This window comes from Sphaerisporangium album, assembly GCF_003323745.1.
Taxonomy (GTDB): domain Bacteria; phylum Actinomycetota; class Actinomycetes; order Streptosporangiales; family Streptosporangiaceae; genus Sphaerisporangium; species Sphaerisporangium album.
This window is the reverse complement of sequence record NZ_QOIL01000016.1, coordinates 1-20,734: the sequence shown is the minus strand read 5'-3', so window position 1 is coordinate 20,734 and position 20,734 is coordinate 1. Positions and strand designations below refer to the sequence as shown.

34 protein-coding genes are annotated in these 20,734 nt (G+C 71.2%); 33 read left to right on the top strand and 1 reads right to left on the bottom strand.

The window, feature by feature from the left end; genetic code table 11:
- The first annotated feature begins 65 nt into the window (after window positions 1-65).
- The 17 genes from DQ384_RS26205 to DQ384_RS26130 all read left to right on the top strand — a co-directional run bounded on the left by DQ384_RS26205 (window position 66) and on the right by DQ384_RS26130 (window position 9,970).
- Complete coding sequence (locus tag DQ384_RS26205; RefSeq protein WP_114031555.1) at window positions 66-455, top strand: hypothetical protein; 390 nt, start codon at window positions 66-68, stop codon at window positions 453-455.
- Window positions 455-1,609 carry a glutathionylspermidine synthase family protein gene (locus tag DQ384_RS26200; RefSeq protein WP_114031554.1) on the top strand — a complete coding sequence of 385 codons (1,155 nt, stop codon included), beginning with the start codon at window positions 455-457 and terminating at the stop codon, window positions 1,607-1,609. The genes DQ384_RS26205 and DQ384_RS26200 overlap by 1 nt, the downstream gene beginning before the upstream one ends.
- 86 nt (window positions 1,610-1,695) lie before the next feature.
- Window positions 1,696-2,892, top strand: coding sequence for an RNA ligase (locus DQ384_RS26195; RefSeq protein WP_114031553.1), 1,197 nt, complete (start codon window positions 1,696-1,698; stop codon window positions 2,890-2,892).
- Window positions 2,889-3,791, top strand: a complete 903-nt coding sequence (locus DQ384_RS26190) for a phosphatase domain-containing protein (RefSeq protein ID WP_114031552.1) — start codon at window positions 2,889-2,891, stop codon at window positions 3,789-3,791. The genes DQ384_RS26195 and DQ384_RS26190 overlap by 4 nt, the downstream gene beginning before the upstream one ends.
- Window positions 3,791-4,015 (top strand): hypothetical protein, encoded by a 225-nt coding sequence (locus DQ384_RS26185; RefSeq protein WP_114031551.1) that lies wholly within the window; start codon window positions 3,791-3,793, stop codon window positions 4,013-4,015. Before DQ384_RS26190 ends, DQ384_RS26185 begins: the two co-directional genes overlap by 1 nt.
- Window positions 4,008-4,535 (top strand): RNA polymerase sigma factor, encoded by a 528-nt coding sequence (locus DQ384_RS26180; protein ID WP_114031550.1) that lies wholly within the window; start codon window positions 4,008-4,010, stop codon window positions 4,533-4,535. The genes DQ384_RS26185 and DQ384_RS26180 overlap by 8 nt, the downstream gene beginning before the upstream one ends.
- Window positions 4,528-5,148 (top strand): hypothetical protein, encoded by a 621-nt coding sequence (locus tag DQ384_RS26175; protein ID WP_114031549.1) that lies wholly within the window; start codon window positions 4,528-4,530, stop codon window positions 5,146-5,148. Before DQ384_RS26180 ends, DQ384_RS26175 begins: the two co-directional genes overlap by 8 nt.
- Complete coding sequence (locus DQ384_RS26170) at window positions 5,145-5,570, top strand: hypothetical protein (protein WP_114031548.1); 426 nt, start codon at window positions 5,145-5,147, stop codon at window positions 5,568-5,570. Before DQ384_RS26175 ends, DQ384_RS26170 begins: the two co-directional genes overlap by 4 nt.
- Before the next feature lie 112 nt (window positions 5,571-5,682).
- Window positions 5,683-5,883, top strand: a complete 201-nt coding sequence (locus DQ384_RS26165; RefSeq protein WP_114031547.1) for a BldC family transcriptional regulator — start codon at window positions 5,683-5,685, stop codon at window positions 5,881-5,883.
- Window positions 5,876-6,517, top strand: a complete 642-nt coding sequence (locus DQ384_RS26160; protein ID WP_114031546.1) for a hypothetical protein — start codon at window positions 5,876-5,878, stop codon at window positions 6,515-6,517. Before DQ384_RS26165 ends, DQ384_RS26160 begins: the two co-directional genes overlap by 8 nt.
- Window positions 6,514-7,092: a hypothetical protein gene (locus DQ384_RS26155; protein WP_114031545.1), complete on the top strand. Its 579-nt coding sequence runs from the start codon at window positions 6,514-6,516 to the stop codon at window positions 7,090-7,092. Before DQ384_RS26160 ends, DQ384_RS26155 begins: the two co-directional genes overlap by 4 nt.
- Window positions 7,089-8,186 carry a hypothetical protein gene (locus tag DQ384_RS26150; protein WP_114031544.1) on the top strand — a complete coding sequence of 366 codons (1,098 nt, stop codon included), beginning with the start codon at window positions 7,089-7,091 and terminating at the stop codon, window positions 8,184-8,186. Before DQ384_RS26155 ends, DQ384_RS26150 begins: the two co-directional genes overlap by 4 nt.
- Complete coding sequence (locus DQ384_RS26145) at window positions 8,183-8,566, top strand: SPFH domain-containing protein (protein ID WP_114031543.1); 384 nt, start codon at window positions 8,183-8,185, stop codon at window positions 8,564-8,566. Before DQ384_RS26150 ends, DQ384_RS26145 begins: the two co-directional genes overlap by 4 nt.
- On the top strand, window positions 8,563-8,712 hold the full coding sequence (locus tag DQ384_RS41520; protein ID WP_181871417.1) for a hypothetical protein: 150 nt from the start codon (window positions 8,563-8,565) through the stop codon (window positions 8,710-8,712). Before DQ384_RS26145 ends, DQ384_RS41520 begins: the two co-directional genes overlap by 4 nt.
- Window positions 8,709-9,341 (top strand): N-6 DNA methylase, encoded by a 633-nt coding sequence (locus DQ384_RS26140; protein ID WP_114031542.1) that lies wholly within the window; start codon window positions 8,709-8,711, stop codon window positions 9,339-9,341. The genes DQ384_RS41520 and DQ384_RS26140 overlap by 4 nt, the downstream gene beginning before the upstream one ends.
- Window positions 9,338-9,595, top strand: coding sequence for a hypothetical protein (locus tag DQ384_RS26135; protein WP_114031541.1), 258 nt, complete (start codon window positions 9,338-9,340; stop codon window positions 9,593-9,595). Before DQ384_RS26140 ends, DQ384_RS26135 begins: the two co-directional genes overlap by 4 nt.
- 180 nt (window positions 9,596-9,775) lie before the next feature.
- Complete coding sequence (locus DQ384_RS26130) at window positions 9,776-9,970, top strand: hypothetical protein (protein WP_114031540.1); 195 nt, start codon at window positions 9,776-9,778, stop codon at window positions 9,968-9,970.
- An 11-nt stretch (window positions 9,971-9,981) separates the two neighbouring features.
- On the opposite strand, the gene DQ384_RS26125 is transcribed toward DQ384_RS26130, so the two are convergent.
- Entirely contained in the window at window positions 9,982-10,176 is a 195-nt protein-coding gene (locus DQ384_RS26125) for a hypothetical protein (RefSeq protein ID WP_114031539.1), read from the bottom strand.
- Between the two features lie 302 nt (window positions 10,177-10,478).
- Between DQ384_RS26125 and DQ384_RS26120 the strand changes: the two genes are divergently transcribed.
- From DQ384_RS26120 to DQ384_RS26045, 16 genes are all read left to right on the top strand, one after another.
- Complete coding sequence (locus tag DQ384_RS26120) at window positions 10,479-11,729, top strand: hypothetical protein (RefSeq protein WP_114031538.1); 1,251 nt, start codon at window positions 10,479-10,481, stop codon at window positions 11,727-11,729.
- Complete coding sequence (locus DQ384_RS26115; protein WP_114031537.1) at window positions 11,729-12,028, top strand: hypothetical protein; 300 nt, start codon at window positions 11,729-11,731, stop codon at window positions 12,026-12,028. The genes DQ384_RS26120 and DQ384_RS26115 overlap by 1 nt, the downstream gene beginning before the upstream one ends.
- Window positions 12,025-12,267, top strand: a complete 243-nt coding sequence (locus DQ384_RS26110; protein ID WP_114031536.1) for a hypothetical protein — start codon at window positions 12,025-12,027, stop codon at window positions 12,265-12,267. The genes DQ384_RS26115 and DQ384_RS26110 overlap by 4 nt, the downstream gene beginning before the upstream one ends.
- Entirely contained in the window at window positions 12,264-12,842 is a 579-nt protein-coding gene (locus tag DQ384_RS26105; RefSeq protein ID WP_114031535.1) for a hypothetical protein, read from the top strand. Before DQ384_RS26110 ends, DQ384_RS26105 begins: the two co-directional genes overlap by 4 nt.
- On the top strand, window positions 12,835-13,431 hold the full coding sequence (locus DQ384_RS42340; RefSeq protein ID WP_220183135.1) for a hypothetical protein: 597 nt from the start codon (window positions 12,835-12,837) through the stop codon (window positions 13,429-13,431). Before DQ384_RS26105 ends, DQ384_RS42340 begins: the two co-directional genes overlap by 8 nt.
- Entirely contained in the window at window positions 13,428-13,751 is a 324-nt protein-coding gene (locus DQ384_RS26095) for a hypothetical protein (protein WP_114031534.1), read from the top strand. Before DQ384_RS42340 ends, DQ384_RS26095 begins: the two co-directional genes overlap by 4 nt.
- Window positions 13,751-14,098: a hypothetical protein gene (locus tag DQ384_RS26090; protein ID WP_114031533.1), complete on the top strand. Its 348-nt coding sequence runs from the start codon at window positions 13,751-13,753 to the stop codon at window positions 14,096-14,098. The genes DQ384_RS26095 and DQ384_RS26090 overlap by 1 nt, the downstream gene beginning before the upstream one ends.
- A complete protein-coding gene (locus tag DQ384_RS26085; RefSeq protein ID WP_114031532.1) occupies window positions 14,095-15,456 on the top strand; it encodes a hypothetical protein in 1,362 nt (453 codons plus the stop codon). Before DQ384_RS26090 ends, DQ384_RS26085 begins: the two co-directional genes overlap by 4 nt.
- Window positions 15,449-15,919, top strand: coding sequence for a hypothetical protein (locus DQ384_RS26080; RefSeq protein WP_114031531.1), 471 nt, complete (start codon window positions 15,449-15,451; stop codon window positions 15,917-15,919). The genes DQ384_RS26085 and DQ384_RS26080 overlap by 8 nt, the downstream gene beginning before the upstream one ends.
- Window positions 15,920-16,004: 85 nt before the next feature.
- A complete protein-coding gene (locus tag DQ384_RS26075; RefSeq protein ID WP_114031530.1) occupies window positions 16,005-17,276 on the top strand; it encodes a DNA modification methylase in 1,272 nt (423 codons plus the stop codon).
- A 75-nt stretch (window positions 17,277-17,351) separates the two neighbouring features.
- The gene (locus DQ384_RS26070) at window positions 17,352-17,543 is read left to right on the top strand and encodes a DUF7167 family protein (protein WP_147268899.1); all 192 of its coding nucleotides are present in this window, start codon (window positions 17,352-17,354) and stop codon (window positions 17,541-17,543) included.
- Between the two features lie 81 nt (window positions 17,544-17,624).
- Window positions 17,625-18,011 (top strand): hypothetical protein, encoded by a 387-nt coding sequence (locus DQ384_RS26065; RefSeq protein WP_114031528.1) that lies wholly within the window; start codon window positions 17,625-17,627, stop codon window positions 18,009-18,011.
- Between the two features lie 72 nt (window positions 18,012-18,083).
- Window positions 18,084-18,542 (top strand): Pycsar system effector family protein, encoded by a 459-nt coding sequence (locus DQ384_RS26060; protein WP_114031527.1) that lies wholly within the window; start codon window positions 18,084-18,086, stop codon window positions 18,540-18,542.
- 88 nt (window positions 18,543-18,630) lie between these two features.
- On the top strand, window positions 18,631-19,236 hold the full coding sequence (locus DQ384_RS26055; RefSeq protein ID WP_114031526.1) for a hypothetical protein: 606 nt from the start codon (window positions 18,631-18,633) through the stop codon (window positions 19,234-19,236).
- Between the two features lie 53 nt (window positions 19,237-19,289).
- Window positions 19,290-19,688: a hypothetical protein gene (locus tag DQ384_RS26050; RefSeq protein WP_114031525.1), complete on the top strand. Its 399-nt coding sequence runs from the start codon at window positions 19,290-19,292 to the stop codon at window positions 19,686-19,688.
- Window positions 19,689-19,871: 183 nt separating this feature from the next.
- Complete coding sequence (locus DQ384_RS26045) at window positions 19,872-20,498, top strand: hypothetical protein (RefSeq protein ID WP_114031524.1); 627 nt, start codon at window positions 19,872-19,874, stop codon at window positions 20,496-20,498.
- The last annotated feature ends 236 nt before the right edge of the window (window positions 20,499-20,734 follow it).

Here is a 20,734-nt window from a genome sequence, read left to right as displayed (position 1 = left end):
TACGTACTGATCGCCGCCGTCCTGTTCCTCATCGCAATCGTCCTCCTGCTCTGGAGCTGATCCACATGCAAACTCCCAGAAAGGCGTCCACCGCCATCACCCTGGTCGCCCTCGGCGCGCTGTCACTCGCCATGGTCACGGCGTGCTCCGACGACGACGGCCCCACCGTCGCGGCCGACTGCGTCATCCGCGAGGCCGACGGCAAGCTCAAGGCCGTCGACGACAAGTACTGCAGCAACAGCGGCGGAGGGGGCGGGCACAGCACCAGCTCGTTCGTCTGGATCTACGGCGGCAGCTACTCCAACGGGCACGTCTACGGCGGGTCCTACACCAAGCCGCCGAACACCAACATCGCCTCCCGATCCGGCCGAACCGTACTGTCCAACGCCGGCAAAGGCACCGTCAGCCGTGGCGGGTTCGGCAGCCGCGGTTCCGTCAGCGGGAGCGGGTCCTGATGCGCCGCCTGCTCAGCGATCGCCGACCCGACTGGCAGAAGACCATCGAGGCCCAGGGACTGGGCTTTCATGGAAACGTACCGCAAGGCGAGGATGGCCGGCCCTACTGGGACGAGTCCGTGTACTACGCGTTCACCATGCCCGAGATCCTGGAGCTCGAGCGCGTCACCGAGGACCTCCACGGCATGTGCCTGGAGGCCGTCGACCACGTCATCACTCGTGAGCGGTACGCCGACTTCAGGATCGCGGACTGGTTGCACGAGCCGATCCGCCAGTCGTGGAAGCGCCGCGACCCGCACCTGTTCGGCCGGTTCGACCTGTGCTACGACGGCGCTGGGCACGCCAAGCTGCTGGAGTACAACGCCGACACCCCCACCAGCCTGGTGGAGAGCTCGGTGATCCAGTGGCACTGGAAGGAAGACGTCCATCCGGCCTGCGACCAGTGGAACTCTCTCCACGAGAAGCTGATCGACCGATGGCTGCACATTTCCGCGCCCGGCGCCGGCATCCACTTCGCGTTCACCCGCGACGAGGAAGCAGGTGAAGACGCCCTCAACGCCGCCTACATGATGGAGACCGCTGCCCAGGCGGGTCTCCCGACCCGGCTCCTCGCCATCGAGGACATCGGCTGGGACTCCGGCCAACGGCGGTTCGTCGACCTGCAGGGCCAGAAGATACGGCGACTGTTCAAGCTGTATCCGTGGGAGTGGCTGGTCACCGAGTCGTTCGCCGCCCTGGCCATCGAACGGCAGGCGCGCACGCCGTGGGTCGAGCCACTGTGGAAGATGCTGCTGTCCAACAAGGCGCTGCTCGCGGTGCTGTGGGACATGTACCCCGGCCATCCGAACCTGCTGCCGGCCCATCTGGACGGCCCGCGGGACCTCGCCGCGTACGTGGCCAAGCCGCTCCTCGGCCGAGAAGGCGCCTCGATCCGCATCGTCCAGGCCAGCGAAACGACCACCATGCCGGGTGACTACGGCGCCGAGGGCTACGTCTACCAGGAATTCTGGCCGCTCCCGGACTTCGAGGGCAGGCGGCCGGTCCTCGGCTCGTGGGTCATCGGCGACGAGTCCGCCGGCCTCGGTATCCGGGAGACCTCCGGCCTGATCACCGGCAACACCTCCTCCTTCGTCCCTCACCTCATCGACAGCTGATCTTCGCCGGGCCCCGATCAGGGGCCGGGGCTCGGCACCCCCCTCCAAGCGAACTGGATATCGAATTGAGCAACACCTCCACGGCAATGACACCGACGTTCGATCCGAGACTCGACCACCTGCACATCTGGGATCTGGTCAAGCTCTCCTCCCTCGAGGACGCCGTCGAGCAGGGCCTGGTCCGCGAGCAGCGCCACCCGGCCGAGGCTTTGCGGATCTTCAACTACACCGAGAAGACCATCTACGAGCAGGCGTGGACCTCCGTTACCCAGCAGTGCCGCGGCCTGGTCGTCGACGACCACGGTGCTGTCATCGCCCGTCCGTATGAGAAGTTCTTCAACCACGGCGAGCCGCTCGCCGACGAGCTGAACCTCTCGGCGCCGGCCCAGGTGCTGGACAAGCTCGACGGAAGCCTTGGCATCCTCGTGCCCACCTCGACCGGTTACGAGGTCGCCACCCGCGGCTCGTTCACCAGCGAGCAGGCCCTCCATGCCACCGCCCTGTACCGGGCCCGCTACGCCGCGGCGTTCACCCCGCCGCCCGGCGTGACGGTGCTATTCGAGATCGTCTACCCGGCCAACCGGATCGTCTGCGACTACGGCGGCGCCGACGACCTGTTCCTCCTCGGTGGCGTGGAGATCCGCTCCGGCCGGGTGCTCGGCCCGGACGAGATCCCCGGCTGGCCGGGGCCCGCCGCCACGGTGTTCAACCTGCCGACCCTGGCCGACGCCCTGGCCATGCCGCCCCGCCCGGGCGCCGAGGGCCTGGTCGTCCGCCAGCTCGACACCGGCCACATGGTCAAGATCAAACAGGAGGACTACGTCCGCCTCCACGCCATCGTCACCCGCACCTCCGCCCGCAACGTGTGGGAGTTCTGCGCCGTCGACGCCTGCAAGCACCTCATCACGGTGCCCAAGCACTGGGGATCACGCATCGGCCTGGACCCCGAGCGCGCGACCGCCATCCTCGCCATGGGCCCGGACTGGGAGCACCACCTCATCGAAGGTGTCCCCGACGAGTTCCACACCTGGATCCGCACCACGATCAGCCGCCTGCGCGCCCAGGCCACCGACCTCCACAAGCAGCTCACCGCGACGGCCCGGGAACTGGAGGCCCTGTACGGCGACGACCGCAAGGCCTTCGCCGCAGACGCCCTGCAGCGCGACCACTTCGGTGAGCTGTTCCTGCTGCGCGACAGGCGCGACATCACCACCAACGTCTGGAAGCTGATCTACCCGCCGGCGGAGAAGCCTTGGGGTGCCCGGTCCGAGGCGGTCGCATGAGCACCCTCACCATCACCCGCGGCCTTCCGGGAAGCGGGAAGACCACCTGGGCGGCAGGGTGGGTGGCCGAAGACCCCGGCGCCCGGGCCCGCGTGAACCGGGACGACCTGCGGTCGATGATGCACAACGGCACCTTCATCAGCGGCCTGACCGAACCCCGCATCATCGTGGCCCGCAACGCCACGATCGCCGCGTTGCTCCGCAAGGGCGTGGAGGTGGTGTGCGACGACACCAACCTGCCTCAGCGGGTCGTACGCGACCTGATGAAACTCGCCCGCCGGGCGGGCGCCGACTTCGCGGTGCGCGATTTCACCCGCGTCCCGTTGAAAGAGTGCATCGCGCGGGACGCCGCGCGTGAGCGCCCGGTCGGCGAGCAGGTCATCCGCAGCATGCACGCCAGCCACCTGCACGGCCGCGACCTGCCGCTCCCCATCCCCGAGGACCCGGACGCGGCCGCGCTGCGCCCCTACGAGCCCAAGCCGGGCACGCCCCGCGCGGCACTGGTCGACGTCGACGGCACCACCGCGCTGATGAACGGCCGCTCCCCCTATGACGAGACCCTCGTCCACGAGGATCTCCCCAACACTCCGGTCATTAACGTCGTCCGCGCGCTGCACGCGGCCGGCCACCAGATCGTGGTCATGTCCGGCCGCACCGAAGCCTGCCGGCAGGGCACTGCCCGGTGGCTCGAGCGGCACCTGGGCATGCCGATCGCGGGCCTGCACATGCGCAAGATCGGCGACCACCGCCCCGACTACCTGGTCAAGGCCGAACTGTTCGACGCCCACGTGCGCGACCACTACGACGTCGCGTGCGTTCTGGACGACCGACGTCAGGTCGTGAGCGCCTGGCGCGCCATGGGCCTGACCGTACTTCAGGTCGCGGATGGTGATTTCTGATGGCCGAGCAGCCCACAGGCACTCACCGCTGCGCCGCGATCGACTGCCTGACCAAGATTCCCCTGCGCCACCTGATGTGCAAAGGCCACTGGAACCTGGTGCCTACGAAGATCCGCAAGCAGCTCTACCGCGCCGAGCGCACACAGCCGCGGAACTGGAACTCCTTCGCGGCCTCGCTGCGCCGGGCCCGCCGCGCGGTGAAGGAGGCGAGCATCCGTGCCTGATCTCGACCAACTGGCCCTCACCGCCCCGCATGACGCCGCTGTCACCGACCAACTACTGCGCCTCGTCAGAGCCCACGCCATCAAGGTCTGCCGCCGGCGCCTCGCCTGGCACCCGCACCTGGTCGACGACGCTGTGCAGGAGACCGTGATCGCGACGTGGTCCGTGGTGCCGCGGTGGCGCCCCGAGCGGCCCTTCCTGGCGGTCGTCTCCCGCATCGCGGTGAACAAGTGCGTGAGTGCCCTTCGAGCTCAGCGCCCCAGCATGAGCCTCGATGGACTGGGCTTCGAAGACCTCGCCGCCGACGTGCCCGACCCGGCGGAGGTGGCCGCGTCGACCGACATGTACAGCCGTGTGCAAGCCGCCATGGCGCGCCTCTCGACGACCGACCAGCAGGTATTGACGCTCCGGTTTCTCTACGGCATGCCCGGCGCCGATATCGCCCACGTCCTGGGCGTGCCCCACGGCCACGTCCGGAAGAGGCAGCACAGCGCCCTGCGGAAGGTGGCCGCTCGTGTCTGAACGTGACGCCCGCCGCGAGAAGTTCGAGGACCGCCTCTACGAGGCGATCGAGCGCGCCATCGCGGAGAACTACGACGGCACCCCGGTCAACCCGGCCGCCATCGCCACGATCGCCACCGACGCCGCCCGCAGCGTGTTCAACCAGCGCGCCGGCCAGCCGTTCGACGACGACGCCTTCGACGCCTACGAGATCACCTCGACCTGCGAGGTGTGGCTGACCTGCCCACGCGCCGAGTGCCGCACGGAAGTACACGACGAGCGGGAGGAAGGCGCCGTGCTGACGCTCGGCGACGTCATGACGCTCGCCATCGACCACGAGGCCACCCACGGCGGCTACCAGCCCGACCAGTGCACCGTCGTCGACGTGCCCGACGTCGGCGCGATCCGGGTGCAGGGCGGGCCCGGCGACCTCGACGACGGCGGCCGCCAGGCGCTCGGCGAGGTCGTGCGCGCGGCTCAGCGCAAGGCGGCGGCCGAGCTGAAGGCCGCCGGCGTCCGGGAGTTCGCCGCCTACCTGGAAGCCCACCCCTTCCCGGCCCCGCTCCCTTCGCGGATCTACGCCACCCTCGCCCGCGAGAAGGCCGACCGCCTCGCAGCAGGGGAGGCCCTGTGAAGCGCCGACGCCGCGCCGACGGCACCGACCGGTGGTTCCGCGCCGTTCTCCTGGTCCTGCTCACCGATGCCGGCAACATCACGGCCACCGCGATCTGGCGCCTATCCGGAGCCAGGTCCCCACGCCAGGTCGACCGGTGGCTCACCCGCCTGCGTGCCAACCGCTGGGTGACCACTCGCCTGGAGACCCCCATCCCCGAGAACAGGCCTGCGCTGACCTTCTACCGGCTGACCAGCTACGGCCGCCGGGAGGCGCGGCTGTACCTCGGCCTGGAGCACGTGTCGCCCGACGACCAGCCCACCGAGATCATCCCGGCCCCGCCGGCGCCATGCGGCACCGAGCATGACCGCGCCAACGCCCTCGAGCGGCGGGTGCACCTCCTGCAGGACGCCAACATGGCCGCCGATCGGAGGCGCCGATGATCCGCCACGTGCGCGCCTGGTGGGACCGCCAGCGCGACCGCGCCCGGGAGCCCTTCGACATCGACTTCCCCGAAACCGACGAGCCCGCCATCACTACAGAAAGCACCGAACGATGAGCGTCACCGCGCCCCCGCCCACCGACCGGCTCCTCACCCCCGGCGAGGTCGCCGCCCTCTTCCGCGTCGACCCCAAGACCGTGACCCGCTGGGCCGTCGCCGGCCGCATCGCCAGCATCCGCACCCCCGGCGGGCACCGCCGATTCCGCGAGACCGAAGTCCAGGCCCTGCTGCGCGGCGAGGGGCCGCGTGACTGACCAACCTCCCGGCACCACAACCACCAGCCCGGCCGCCCAACGCGACCGGGCCTGCCGGCGTTGGGACGGCGACGACTACTGCGGCGCGACCGACGACGTCCGCCTCTACATCAACGGCCACCGGTGCCCTCGCCACACCCCTGCGGCGATCGCCGGGAAGCCCGAGGCCACCGGCCAGTACTGCGCGCCCGGCCGCCACTACTGCGTGGCCACTGGCACGCCGTGCCCCTCCTGGACGGGCCCCGAGGACGAAGAAGCCGTTGATCCCGGCGCGCAAACCGAGACCGTCCTCGCGCTCTTCGACGCCCCCGAACCCACGCCTCCCGCACCACAGGAGTCCGACACCGTACGGCGGACCCGCCGGCAAGCCGAGATGCTCGCCGCCGGCATCCACCCACTGTCGGCCCTGCTCTCGGTCCAGCTGCGCCTCCACCCCGAGGCCGCGCCGCACGACGACCGCACGGCGCCGGGGCGGCGGTGCGGCACCTGCCAGTCCCGATACCTCAACCACCGCAACTTCCCCAAGTGCCGATTGCGCGCGACCTCGAGCGAGGCCTCCGACTGCCGGGCGTGGTGGCCCGCATGTGTCGACCACCAACCCGCCCCCGCCAGCGACAGGGAAGGAGCACCGTGACCTGGGACCAGCAGGCTGATCTGCTGAAGCAGGCGGACCAACTCGACCAGGCCCGAACCGGCCTGCCCGAACGCGCGATCCGGCTGCTCACCACCGCAGCCGCCCACCTGCGCGACGCGGCCGCCGTGTACGACTGCGACCCGACGCTGGTCGGCTGCCCCGCCGGGCGCGAGCGCGACCTCGACCTGATCGCCGAACTCGCCCGGCAGATCCACATCGTGGTCCGCGGCGCGGCCGCCACCCCCGCCGGCGCCCGCTGGCCGACCGAGGACCGCTGGGCCCTCGCCGAAGCCCTGGCCGGACGGCTTCCCGCCGCGCTTGAACGTGCCCAGGCCGTCGCACACCCTGACCACGCCACGCCCGAGGGTTCCCGGGCGATCTCCCTGCTGCGCCTAGCTGCCGCCCAGGGCCATCTCCGCGAGTGGGCCCACGCCCTGCGCGCCTCGCTCGACCCCGCGCTCGCCCTGCCCCACCCCGCGGCCGAGGCCACCGAACTCGCCGGCCTGATTGACCAGATCACCGCCCGCATCAACGCCCTGGAGCACCCCTGCACGCCAAGCGAGGCCCCGGCATGACCAACCCCTCGAACCCCGTCGACGACAACACCTTCACCCGGCCCCTGATCCGCGCCCTGCGCCAGCACGTCGAAGTCTTCGCCGCGTCGATGGCCGGCGCCAAGGCCTCCAGCGGCCGGCTCGCCGAAGTCCGCCCGGCCGCGGTCGCGTGGGTCTACTGCACCGTGCTCGTCGCCTGGGCCGAGGACCATCACCTGATCGATCCGTTCCTGCGCACCATCACCCCCGAGCTCCGCCGCGAGGTCCTCGACCGCGCCGGCGGTCCTCGCGGCTGGGTCGCGGCCGCCATCAACCGCCTCGCCGCCGCCCACCCCGCCACACGCTGCCTCCTGGACGGCCGCTACAGCGCCCTGCACGACCACACGCCCACCGACGACGCGTGCCTGGACCTGATCCACTGGTGGGCCGACGAGGCGCCGCCGCTCGCCTACGAGGCCACCAGCGGGCCCCTGAGCATCTCCGGGTGGCTGGCCGGCGACATCCTCCAGCACCTGCGCGACCCTCGGCCGCACGGCGGAGGCGGCGGCAACGCCCAGACGCCATGGTGGATCGCCGACGGCATCCTCGACCTCACCCTGCTCCCGGCCGCCGCCGAGTTCACCGGCCAGACGCTCCACACCGTCGACCCGACCTGCGGCACCGGCCACTTCCTCGTCCGAATGATCGACTTCCTCTGGGAGTGGTACACCACGGGCGGCCTGGCGGCCCGCCAGATGAAGGTGAAGGGCATCACCGGCGGCCCGGTGTACCCGCCAGCCGAGGCGATCCGCCGCATCCTCGCCGGCGTCCACGGCTGCGAGATCGACCCGCTCACCGCCTCCGTCGCCCGCCTCCGTTGCGTCGTCACCATCGGCGAGCTCATGCACCGCTCCAGCCTGATCCCCGTCCTGCGCCTGGACCGGATCCCGCCCATCCGCCCGCGGATCGCCGTCGGGGACTCCCTGCTCGCCGGCCGCATCAGCCGCCAGGAGCACGCCCGCCTTCACCCCGGCCTGGCCGCTATCGCCAACCTCGGCCACGACCACGAGCCTGCCCCGCCCGTGGTCGTCGTCACCGCCCCCCAGCAGCCCGACCTGTTCGGAGCGGCCTCATGACGACCACGCCGCAGCCCAACGGCCGCCCGCCGAAGCCGCCCGCGCGGCACAACGACCCGGACTGCCTCGCCTGCGCCCACCCCGACCAGCTCCCCGACTGGCTCAACGGTGAGCGGACCAAGGCCGCGGAGCTCCTGCATCGAGCACAGGAAGTCCGCGTGCAGGCCGTACAGGCCGACGCGGCGGTCCTCGCCGCCGTGGGGTGGCAGGACATCATGGCCGCGCAGCGCGAGCAACGCCGCCTTCACGGCGAAGCGAACGCCCTGGCCCAGAGCGCCCTGATCATCCAAGCGCACGCGGACCGGGTGGAAGCCGCCCATCCGCGGCCCGTGGAGAACGTTCAGCTTCCGCCGTTCGACCTGTTCGAGGCCGCGTCATGACCAAGACCCGCCTGGCGGCCGCCGGACGCCTCACCCTCTGGTTCGAGCCACGCGACGCCTGGATCGGCGTCTACATCGGCCCGGACGCCATCTACGTGTGCCCCGTGCCGCTCATCGCCATCCGCTGGGCCAGGAGGCCACGATGACCGCCCTACTCGCCCACGACCAACTCGTCGCGCGCACGGTCATTAACCGCATCGCCGGCGCCCGCGGCCTGGCCGCGCCCTGGCCGGGTGCCGACGCCGAGCTGCCCTCATGGCTCACCGACGCCGACTTCTCCCAGTGGGGCATCGTCGAGCTCGGCGAACTACGGCAGCGCCTCCTCGCCCCCCGTCGGCGCGCCCGGGACGGCGTCATCTACACCCCGCCCGAGGTCGTCGACTTCCAAGTGCCCGCCGCGCTCCAGGCCGCCAACCTCAACCGGCTCGCCGGCCACCCGCGGCCGCTCGCCCACATCACCATCCACGACCCGTTCTGCGGCCCCGGCATCTTCTTGATCCACACCGCGCGCCATCTCACCGAGTGGTGCATCACCCAGGCCGACCCGCCACCGCACGTCCCGGACTTCCTCATCCAGGCAGTCACGGCCCAGGTCATGAGCGAATGCCTCTACGGGACCGACCTGGACGCCGTGGCCATCGACCTGGCCAAGTCGGTGTGCTGGCTGGAGATCGGCGGCATCCGGCCGATCACGTTCATGGACGACAACATCGTCTTAGGCGACACCTTCCGCAACCAGCTGCCCGCCAAGCTGCTCGCGAGGTGGCCGCTGTGACCCCGAGCTACCGCCAGATTGACCACTGGATCCGCCGCGGCTGGCTCCGCCCCATCGACAACGGGGGCACCGGCCACCCCCGTGAATGGCCTGTCATCGAGAGCCGCGTCCGCGACCTCATGGGCCGCCTCGTCGACGCTGGCTTCACCCCTGCCGCTGCGGCCGATGCCGCCCGCATGCACGTCACCCTCGGCGGCTCCGTGCTCCTCGCCGACGGCCTGGTCCTCCTCATCGATGGTCAGGGGGAAACGTGACGCGGCCCTATTGCCATCATCCGTGTCAACGATCACACTCCCCCGTGGCCAGGGCAAACACCCCGCCATGTGCGCTCAGAGGCCGTGTGCCAGCGATCACGGCCAACGACCTCTGCAGGTCACAGCAAGGGTATTCGTCGACACGGACGACCACAGATGCGCTCGGGCTGGAGGGCGTTTGTGACCTCGCACTGCTCCACAAGCCCGCGCCCCGCCACGCTGATCATCAGCGGCCGAGTCCCCGGCAAGACCCTGTACAACGCGCTGTCATGCGACCGGTGCGCGGACAGGCACCGGCAGAAGGCGTACGAGACCAGCGGGCCGATCGTCGAGAAGCCCTACGACCGCGCCGCGCGGCAGGACGGGCTGTTCTGAGGGCGTCGGCGTCAGGCGCCGGCGGGCTTCGATCGCTTGGCTGGCTCTGGCCGCTTGGGGAGTTCGGCGCCGGGGATGCCGATGTACCAGCGGATGAAGTCGCGGATCATCGCCGATCGGTTCCGCACGCCGACCAGCCGGCCGAATGCCTCCCACAGTTCAGTGTCCACCCTGATGGGCCGGTGTCTGGTGTGGGTGTCCTTCACATCGCACATCGTAACCCGTGCATATCCAGGATCCTTGCCCGCGCCGTTGCCGTGTATATCCACGCTTGCTATCGTCGTGGATATACACGGGGACCGCAAGTCCCACTATGGCCAGCACTTTGTCGCCCGACGGGGGCTCTATTTCGCATGCCTGAAAACACCGCGCCGCCGGTCAGCGGGACACCGCCGATCCATGAGAGCCGCCGCCCCCTGCTTGCCAGAGAGACGGGGGTGCCCCATGCCTGACCGATTACAGGTCCCGCCTCCACATGACCCCCAACGAGAGAACGGATTGAAACGGCGTGAGCGGACAGGCGCGGGGCGCGGCCATCGATGAGACCGACGTCCCGGCATGGGCGCACCGGTATCTGAGCCCTGGGCAGCTCAAGTTGAACCGGGCGCTTGTGTGGATGCTGCTCTTCTACAAGCGCACAGGGCTCGACTCTTCGCGCTACAACATCGCGCAGCGGCTCTACGTGTACACGGTTGGCAAGGACCACAAGGAGGCCAACCCGGGGTACAAGTCGCTGGCCACGGAGCTGAACATGGCGGAGAACACCGCCATCGCCTCGGTGCACCAGCTGATGGACGAGGGCTGGCTGGTTACCCGCGGGGCGCGACGCTACCCGACGTTCCGGCTGGCGTGGCCGACGGAGGACGTCATCGCCCAGGCGCCAGGCAAGGTTGAGGTGAAGCTGTGCGGGCGGCCGACGAGCAAGGGTGGCGCGTGCAAGAAGCGCGCGGGGCGGGGGACCAAGCATCAGGGCGAGGGGCCGTGCATCGAGCACGAGGAGACCCCTGAACCGCAACCGTTGCGGTTGGAGGATGAGGCGGAGACCGACAGTGAACCGCAACCGTTGCGGTTCACGTCTGTGGATAACCCTCCCGATCAACCGCAACCATTGCGGTTCGACCCTGTGGATAACCCCGAGATTCGAACGCGTTCAACCGCAACCACAGCGGATCTCAACCGCAACCGTTGCGGAAGTGAACCGCAACCACAGCGGATCTCAACCGCAACCGTTGCGGCAGAGTACGTAAGGAGTACGTCAGGAGTACGAGAAGAGTACGAATCTGGGGTTCTCGCCGTAGGCGAGCTAACGGTCCGTACCGCGCGCACGACCGCGACAGCGCCTACGGCGCAACCCGACAACCTCACCGCCCGAGGCATCATCGCGGCCACCCCCCGCTACCGCGCCGCCCCCGCCTGGGTCCGCAAACACCTCATCGCCCTCGCCACCCACGCCCTCGAGGCCGGGTTCGCCCGCGAGGTCATCCTCCAGTACGCCCACCAGGTCATCGCCGAACGCACCTACGCCGACCACCAGCACATCCCCGAACTCCGCGGCGCCCTGCAACGCCTCGGCCGCGACGTCGCCCTCGGCACCACCTGCCCGCGCTGCGGCGGCGACCCCACCGGCCCGTCGTTCTGCTGCGTCGACCCTGCCACCGCCTTCCGGGTCCCGACCCCCGAGGACCTGGAGGCGTTCACCCGCGGCCTCGACCAGCTCGGCGTCACCCCCGACCAACTCGACCCCGCCGGGAGCGCCTGATGGATCTATCCGCCGACCTGCGCGCCGCCCAGGACACCTTCGATCAGGCTGACCGTGAGCTCGTCGACGCCCGCAACCGCCTGGACACCGCCACCGCCGCGTACGACCGCATCCGCCGTGCCACCCCGGTCGGCGCGCCGGTCACCGGTGCCCGAGCCGCCTGGGGTCTGGCCGGCCTGGAGTGCTGGAACGCACTGATCGCCCGGGAGACCGCCAAGGACGACCTGGCCGCCGCGCGCCGCACCACCGACCGCGACGCAGCCGACGCGCTGCTGCTCCCCACCCGGAGGCCCCGATGAGCTCCGACCCCGACATCCAGCGCGCCTGGAACCAGCTGTACGACGGCGTGCGCCGCGAACTCGGCCCGTTCGTCGCCGCTGTCTCCCTCGAGGATCTGGTCAAGCGCATCGTGTCCAAGCACATCGCCGGGCCCGGATGGCGGCCGCCGCTCAACGCCGTCCCCGACGTCGTCGCCCGCGCCCGGGCCGCCAACGCCCACCGCGCGCTCGGCGACCACGAGCCCGGCGGGCCCGCATGAGCCGCGCCGCCGTCGTCGACGGCCAGGACACGCTGTTCGCCCTCGATGGCGACCCCGAGCCTCCGCCCGCCCGCCCGGCGCCGCCCGCGCCCCGCCGCGGCCGCCGCACCGCGCGGTCCCTCGCCCACACTCCCCGCCGGCGCCGCGCCAACCAGGACGAAGACTGCGAACCCGCGTGCCTGCGCTGCGGCGGCCCGGAAGGCCGCGGACTGTGCCAGCCCCGCTGCGCCGTCGTCTGCGCCCACACCGCCCAGCCCGACGTGATCGACGTGTGCATCATCACCCGCCACGTCACCGCTCGGCTCGCCGTCGGCACCCCCGGCTCCCGGCCCGGCCGCCGCCTGGCCGTCGTGGACTCCTGCCCGTGGTGCGAGCGCGTCCACTGGCACGCCGCCGCGTTCGGCGTCCGGGTGCGCGTCGGCCAGTGCGGCTGGCCCTACGTCGTCCACCTCGACCGGCCCCCGGTCGCCACTACGGCCGCGCTCGCCGAGCACACCCCCGAACACCAGCACGCCGCCGAACGCGGCGCCGCGGCCGCCCGCGCCGCGCTCACCGAAAGGACCAGCTGTGCTTGACGAACTGGCCGCCCACCTGCCCCCCGAGGAGCAGCAGATCCTCGCCGCATGCAGCGACCTGGTGGGCCGAAGCGGCGCCCGCCAACTCCAGATCGGCTACCTCCATGACGGCGTCCCGGCCGATCAGGCGGGCTGGTACGCCCACGCCATGTACCGGGGCGCCCGCCTGACGGTCGAGAACCAGCCCGGCGCCGCCCAGGCCGCTCAGGCCCTCGCTGAGAAGGTCCTGACCGGCGCCAAGTGCCGGTGCGGCCGCCTGGTCGCGCTGTCGGACTCCGGCGCCACTGCCTTCGACGGCACCCTCATCGCCGACGGCAGCCGGTGGACGGTCGAGCAGGCCCGCGACGCGGGGCAGTGCCGGTGGCAGCGCGTGGGCGCGCGGTGGGAGATGGGCTGCGCCGGAGTTCGCCCGGCCCAGACCGAGTTCACCCCGAGCGGCTGCCGCTGGTGCGGCGTCGCCAAGCACGACCACCTCCAGCGCTGGACCGCACAAGCCGGATGGCACACCTGGGCCCCGCCCACCCAGGAGCAGATCAAGACCCGTATGCGCGCCCGCGCCGCCGCGCGTGCCGCCGGAGCGACCCGATGAGCGTGATCGACGACGTCACCGCCGCCCGCGCCCGGCAGCAGGCCCTTGACGGGCAGCAGGACTACGCCGACGGCACCGGCCCCGAGGTCCTCTGGGGCCGCACGGACATCGCGCGCCACGTCGCCATGCACGCCCAACACGAGTGCCTCGGCCGGCTCACCCAGGGGCGCGCCACCTGGCTGGACATTCTGCACGCGGACACCGCCGAGGCCTTCGCGCAAGACGACCCGGCCAAGCTGCGCGCCGCGCTGATCCGCGTCGCTGTCGACGCCGTGGCGTGGGCCGAGGCCATCGACCGGCGAGGCGGTGCGCCCTCGTGATGGCCGACCGTCCTCGCCCCGAACACCGCCAGCCGGACGAGAGCACCGCCGGACACATCACGCGCGCCATGCCCTGGTACACCATGCAGCGCTGCTGCCTCCATCTCGAGCGTCTCCGCGGCTCTATGACCGAGGCGCTGCGTGCCCTGGACGGCCACCTCGCGGGCATGCCCGGCAGCCAGAACCCGGCCGAGGCGCCAGTGCCCGACTCCCAGCGCGACCGCGTCACCACCTGGGCCGCCATCCTCTGCCGGCAGCTCGCCGAACTCGACCAGCTCGACCTCGAGAGCTGGAAGTCGCAGGTGCGCGCCGAGATCCTCCCCACCACCGCGAAGGACCGCCCGTGATCCCCCGCCACCACGGCAGTGTCGACTCCGTCGGCCACCGCACCGAGAACCTCTGCCCCTGCCCCCAGGAGGCGTGCGGCCTGGTCGACCCCGCGCACGCCGAACCCGACTGCATCCAGCACGGCCGTAACCACCCGCCCCAGCCCACCGCCCACGGCCACCACCGCGACCAGTGCCCCGGGGTGCCCGACCCCGGCGACGTTCTCGCCGCAGCGCTGCGCGACGTCAAGCTGGGCGACCTCGCAGGCGCGGGCGAGGCGTTCGGCCGGCGGGCCGGGTGGGTCCTCGTCGACGCACTGCGCGCGGAGGGGTACCGCCTGGTGCACCGCACCGTGAACCTCTTCGACCCCGAGGTCGACGACCCCGACGGTGGTGAGCTCGGCGAGCGCGCCGCCATCGCCGCCGACCTGCACGCCCGCGCCGCCGCCATCGAGGACTCCAACGGCAACAACCACGACTGGCTCGCCGAGATCCTCGCCGAGAAACTCCCCACCCTGGCGATCGGCGGCGCCATCCAAGACGACCCCCGCAACGTCGCCAGGGTGGCCTACCGCGGCATGGCGTTCATTATCACCGCACCCGGGAAGGGACGATCAAGCTCCGATGCCCCCGCACGCGCCCCAGAGGCCCCGCAGGCGCCCGTAGGCCCCGAGGCCGGTATCCCAGGATCCCTCGATGGCGCAGAAACGATCACAGCGCCGCGCGGCGACCACGGGCGGGCCTACTCCAGAGAAACCGCCAGCGACGTCATCCGAGACCTCAAGAACAGCTACGTAATCATCCCGAAGATCCTCCTTCCCAGCCCCGCCGCGCTCGACCTCCTCGCCGATTGGCTCGACCTTCACGACGCCGACTCGAAGCTCCCTGCCCCCGCACGGCAAGACGAGCTCCGCCGCTGGGCCGAGGCCATCCGCAACGCCGATGCAGGCGTGACCCCCGAGGCTGCGGAAGCGACCACGGCCCCGAGCGGCGACCGCCCGAAGGTCTACACGGGCGAACCACAGGCCACCCCGCCCGTAGTCGAGCGCCCGCCCACCCCTGTAGGCGCCACCCTCGAGCGCAGCCACCTCGCAGCCGCCGTCCAGACCGCCCTCGCCGACGCCGGCCACACCGCCGCCACCGACTCCGAAACCGGCGACGGCTACCACCTCGAACACCTCGCCGGCGTCGTCATGGTCACCCTCATCCGCGGCGAGACCCTCACCAAACTCCCCTGGGCCCCCACCCAACGCCAGACCCTCGGACCCTGGGCCGACACGCTGCGCGCCGCCGGATTCGAGGTCGCCACGATCGGCGGCCACGACGCCCCCAACGCCCTGCACGTCCTCCGACTCCTCCCGGCGGCCGCCCGTGAGTGAGATCCCCAGGCACTGCCCCTACAAGGCCGGCGACCGCGTCCAGATGCACGGCTACTCCGGCGAGCACGTCCACCGCGGGGGCCACCTCAACGACCACGCCGTCACCGGCTTCCGCGGCGTCGTCGAGGGCTACATCGGCGCCACCATCCTCACCGGCACCACCGACGACGGCCGCCCCTGGGCGGAGTACTGGGGCAGCCTCGACCCCGACGGCACACCCTGCAGCAGCGCCGCCCTCTGCAGCTGCTGCCCCCACCCCGGCCGCCGCATGGTCAACGGCCGCGTCCACAGCGGCCGGTGCCGGCCCGCCGAGGCCTCCGCCGACCGGGCCCGCGCCGCCGCCCGCGCGCACGCCGAATGGTGGCGGACCGGCGTACGGCCCAGCGGCCCGCAGATACCGAGATACGACCAGGGCGCGCTCTTCCCCACCGAGGACATCGGCACAGCCGGAGCCGCCCGGTGACCACGGCCATCCACCTCGCCGCCATGACACACCCCCACCCGCGCAACGCGGCCTACGCCCAGCTCAGCACCCCTCGGAGGACCCCATGACCCAGGACACACGACGAGACGTGACACGGCACAACGTGCCCGAGACCCTGCACCATCTGCTCGTCCCGCTGGACCAGCTGCGGCACTTCCCCGGCAACGCCCGCACCCACGACGACGACATGCTCCGCGACAGCCTCGAGCGCAACGGCCAATACAGGCCCGTGGTCGTCAACCGGCGCACCGGCGAGATCCTGGCCGGCAACGGCACCGTCGGCGCTGCCCGCGACCTCGGGTGGACGCACATCGCGGTGACCTACGTCGACGTCGACGAGTCCAAGGCCCGGCGGATCGTGCTGATCGACAACCGGGCCAACGACGTCGCCGGGTACGACCTGGCGGCGCTCGCCGAGCTGCTCAAGCAGGCCCAGCCGGACCTGTCGGGCACCGGGTACGACCAGGGGTACTTCGACGGGCTGATCGCGTCGCTGTACGTCCCCGAGCAGCGCACCGACCCCGATGACGCGCCGCCGCTGCCGGAGGTGCCGCGCTCGGCGGAGGGCGATGTGTGGCTGCTGGGGCCGCACCGTCTGGTGTGCGGGGACTCCACCCGGCTCGAGGTCGTCGAGTCGGTGATGGGCGGGCAGCTGGCGGACTGCATGTGGACCGACCCGCCGTACGGCGTGGAGTACGTGGGGAAGACCAAGGACGCGCTGACGATTCGCAACGACGGTGCGCAGGGGTTGCCGGCGCTGCTGGCGGGTGCGTTCGCGGGGGCGAGTGCGGCGCTGCGGCCGGGGTCGCCGGTGTACGTGGCGCACCCGGACGTGTTCCGCGGGGTGTTCGAGGCGGCGATGCTCGCGGCGGGGTGGAAGGTCCGGCAGAACCTGATCTGGGCGAAGGACCAGATGGTGCTGGGCCGGGCGGATTACCACTACCAGCACGAGCCGATCTTGTACGGGTTCACCGCGGGCGGGAAGGGGCGGCTGGGCCGGGGCGGTGAGGGCTGGTACGGCGATAACGCGCAGACCACGGTGTTCGAGGTGGCGAAGCCGCAGCGCAACGCGGATCACCCGACGATGAAGCCGACCGGGCTGATCGTGCGGTGCCTGCAGAACTCGTGCCGACCGGGTGGGCGGGTGTTCGAGCCGTTCGGGGGGTCGGGTTCGACGTTGGTCGCGGCGCATCTGACGGGGCGTGCGGCGCACGTGGTCGAACTGGATCCGCGCTATGTGGACGTGATCTGTCGCAGGTGGCAGGACCTGACGGGGGTTGTGCCGGTGTTGGAGGCGAGTGGGGAGGCGGTGGATTTCGCCGGATTTTTGTCCTGATGTCTGGACAAAGTTAGAGTGGCCTCGCTAACATTGTCTGCACATAAGGACAAAGTTTTGAAGGGCGGAACCACCATGAGCACCACCCACCTCGAGGTCAGCATCACCCTCGGCGCCAAGGGCGCGGTCCTCACCGAGGTCATCGACACCGGCATCCCCACCGAGGAATGGGACGCCATGACCCCCGACAACCGCCAGCGCTGCGGCGACGCCGAGTACGAGGCCTGGAAGAACAACCAGATCGGCGGCGACTGGCGCCGCGCCTGACCCACCCGGCGGGCCCGCAACCCGGGCCCGCCAACCCGCCCCCGCCCTTCGCCCACACAGCCCCGCAACCCAGGAGACCCGATGCTCTTCGACTTCGCCGCCGAGCTCGCCGCCGACATCGCCGCCCTCGACACCCTCACTCCCGACGAGCTGCGCGCCACCACCGCGGCCGCCGAGCGGTTCGCCGCCACCGGCAACGAGGACCAGTGGGACCGCGCCTACCGCGCCGAGCTCGAGAAGCGCGCCCTGAGTCTCGCCCTGACCGCCCCGGTGCAGATCACCGACATCCACCCGGGAGACCTGGTCGAGGCCACGACTGCCAGCACGCACCCGCGCACGACCCGCGTCCTCGTCGACCGCACCCCCTGGTCCGGCAACGAGCGCAGCACGGTGCTCAGCGACGGGCGCGGCGTCATCGCCGTGCTGACCGACACCCTCCGCGTCGCCTCGACGAGCACCGCCAACTGACCTCACCCGCGGCGGCCCGCGTGAGCGGGCCGCCCCCTGGCCCTCGCGCCCCGCCCACCCGAACGGAGCCCAATGGACCTCCTCGCTGAGCTCGCCGGCGTTCGCGCGGAGCTTGCCCGCACCGACGCCAAGGCAGGCACGCTGCTCGGCACCACTCTGACCCTCGCCGGTGTGGCCGTCGCTGCCGCGGCCCTCACCGGCCGGCAGCTGCCTCTCGCCGCCCGGGTGGTGGTTTGGCTGTGTGTGGCCTGCATGATCGCCTGCGTCGCCTTGCTCGCCGTCGCCATCCGGCCCTCCCTGAGCCGCGTCGGTCCCCATCCCGGGTGGATGGGCTACGCCGACGCCGACCCGGCCGAACTCGCCGCGCGGACGGGATCCGACCACCGGCAGGACAGCGCGGCCGAACTGGTCCTGCTGTCCCGGCTGGTCCGCCGCAAGTACCGGACCATCCAGCACAGCGTCCATCTGCTGCTCGCCTCGCTCGGCTTCGCGGCCGCCCTGCCAGGCCTGCTCCTCATCGGAGGCGCGTGATGAACGGCCCGCGCGCCGACCGTGAGGTCGCCTCACCTTCCCCGAGCACCAGCTCGTGACCCCCGCCAACGAACCGGAAGGACACCGCATGGACAACCAGCTCGTAGCCCCGCCCGAGATGGTATTCGCCGACTACGCGTCCGGGCTGCTCGCCCTCCACGACGGCTGGGACAGCCTCCACGAGTTCCGCACCCTGACCTGGGACGGCACCCGGATCGAGACCACCACCCTCCACGCCATCGCCCCCGACGTCCCACCCGAGCTCTACCCCGGCTACATGATCAAGGCCGCCGGTAAGGAGATCGCCGCCCAGCTCGCCGCGAGCGAGCACACCCTCTACGGCTTCACCCTGACCTTCGAGGGCTACGCGGTGGTATCTCCGGCGGACCTCCCTGCCGAGGAGCGGGAGCGCCTGGACGCCGACCTCCGCGCTCAGAGGCTGGACAAGCGACCCGACTCAATGGAGTTCGTCCAGGTCTGTCTGGTCGACATCCACGACCGGCTGTGGACCGCGCGCAAAGAGCGCCCGAACAACCGCACCCACTTCCATCACTACGCCAGCGCAGCCGACGCGGTGGGTACGCACGGCGGGCCGTTCATCCAGGCCATGCGCGTCGCCGCCCTCGACGTCGCCCGCCAGGTCCACGGCTACCGCCTCGACCAGCCCTTCACCATCAAGCTCCCACGTCACTGAAGCCCTGGCGGCCCGCCCCGCGCGGGCCGCCCCTCTCCCCTCAGAGGTTGACCATGAACGACCAGATCGACCCCGCCACGCTCGGCCTCGGCCAGCCGCAGGACCGGCCTCGCACCCACACGGTCGAGATCGACCTCCGCGCGCTGACCAGCGGCGAGCGCAGCGCGTTCTTCGCCACGATGACCCCGCGCGAGCTGGACGGCGCGCTGCACTTCCTCGCCGACCAGGCGCCGGACTCCGTCGACGAGGCCATCGCCATCGTCCGCTCCCTGCGTGCCAACGAGCCGTACATCCCGCGCCGCGGCGACGCCGTCGAGGCGTGGCTGACCAAGAGACACCTCTCGAACGGCCACCAGCGGCAAGGTATCTGGCGCGCACTCGCCGAGTACCAGCGGCACGCCGACGCTGGCATTCCCCTCGACCAGGCGATCCCTGACCCCGGCGGCGCCTGACGATGCGCCCTGGCCTTTCTCTCGTCCGGGCCGCCCCTCTTCCTTCACCTGAAAGCGAGACCTCCCATCGACACCGAGAAGCCCTGTAAGGGCACCACCCTCGGGCGCACCGCCTACGTCTCCGGCCTGCGCAAGCTGGCCAACCTGCTGGAGCTCAGCCCGAGCCTCGGACTGCCCGACGGCATGGACGCCGACGCCCCCTGGTCCACCGTCATCGACGACGACACCTCGCCGATCGGCCAGGCCCTGCTCTACATCGGGGCGATGAGCGAGCCGCCCACCGTGGAGCTGAACCCGATCGACGGCCATACGGAGCTGACGACCTTCGTGGACATCATCGGCCGCATCGACGGCCTCCACATCCTCGTGTCGCTGCACGCCCACGAGGTCTGCGAGAAGTCCGACACCGGGGAGTGGATCATCCCCAAGGCGATCCGCGAGGCCGTGGAGGCTTCGGGTGATCAGGCTGACTCGCACCTCATCGGCGAGATCGACGGGCTCAAGGATGGCCAGCGCGCCCTGGAGTCCCAGCCCTGGTATCCCGCCCGTGACGGCGACGTCCTCCACGTCCACTACGAGACCAACGGCGCGCTGCCCGAGTTCGGCGAGACCTACCGGGTCGAGAACTCCGAGGAGCACGGCGGCCTGGTGCTCGCGCTGATGTCGCACACCGCCAAGGACACCGACGACGTCGGCTGGTACTCGCCCGGGGTGGCCGGTGACCCGCTGGCCGAGCCGTGGTTCGAGGCCGGGCCCGCGCAGCTCACCCTCATCCGCGACGGCCGCGTCGTCCACGGCGGCACCCGATGACCACCGTCACCTTCGTCCGTATGACCCGCAGCGACGGCGCAACCCCGGCCTCTCGCACGGTCTACGCCGTACTGGTTACCCTCGCCGACTCCTTCGTCACGGACATGTCTGTTGCCCGGCGCCGAAATTGCCGACGAGGTAGGCGCTGAGGATGCCGATGATCTGGGATGAGAACACCCCGCCGTGGGTGGTCCGGCGGGGTGTTCATCGGCGAGGTGTCGTTGTTCGTCGGCATG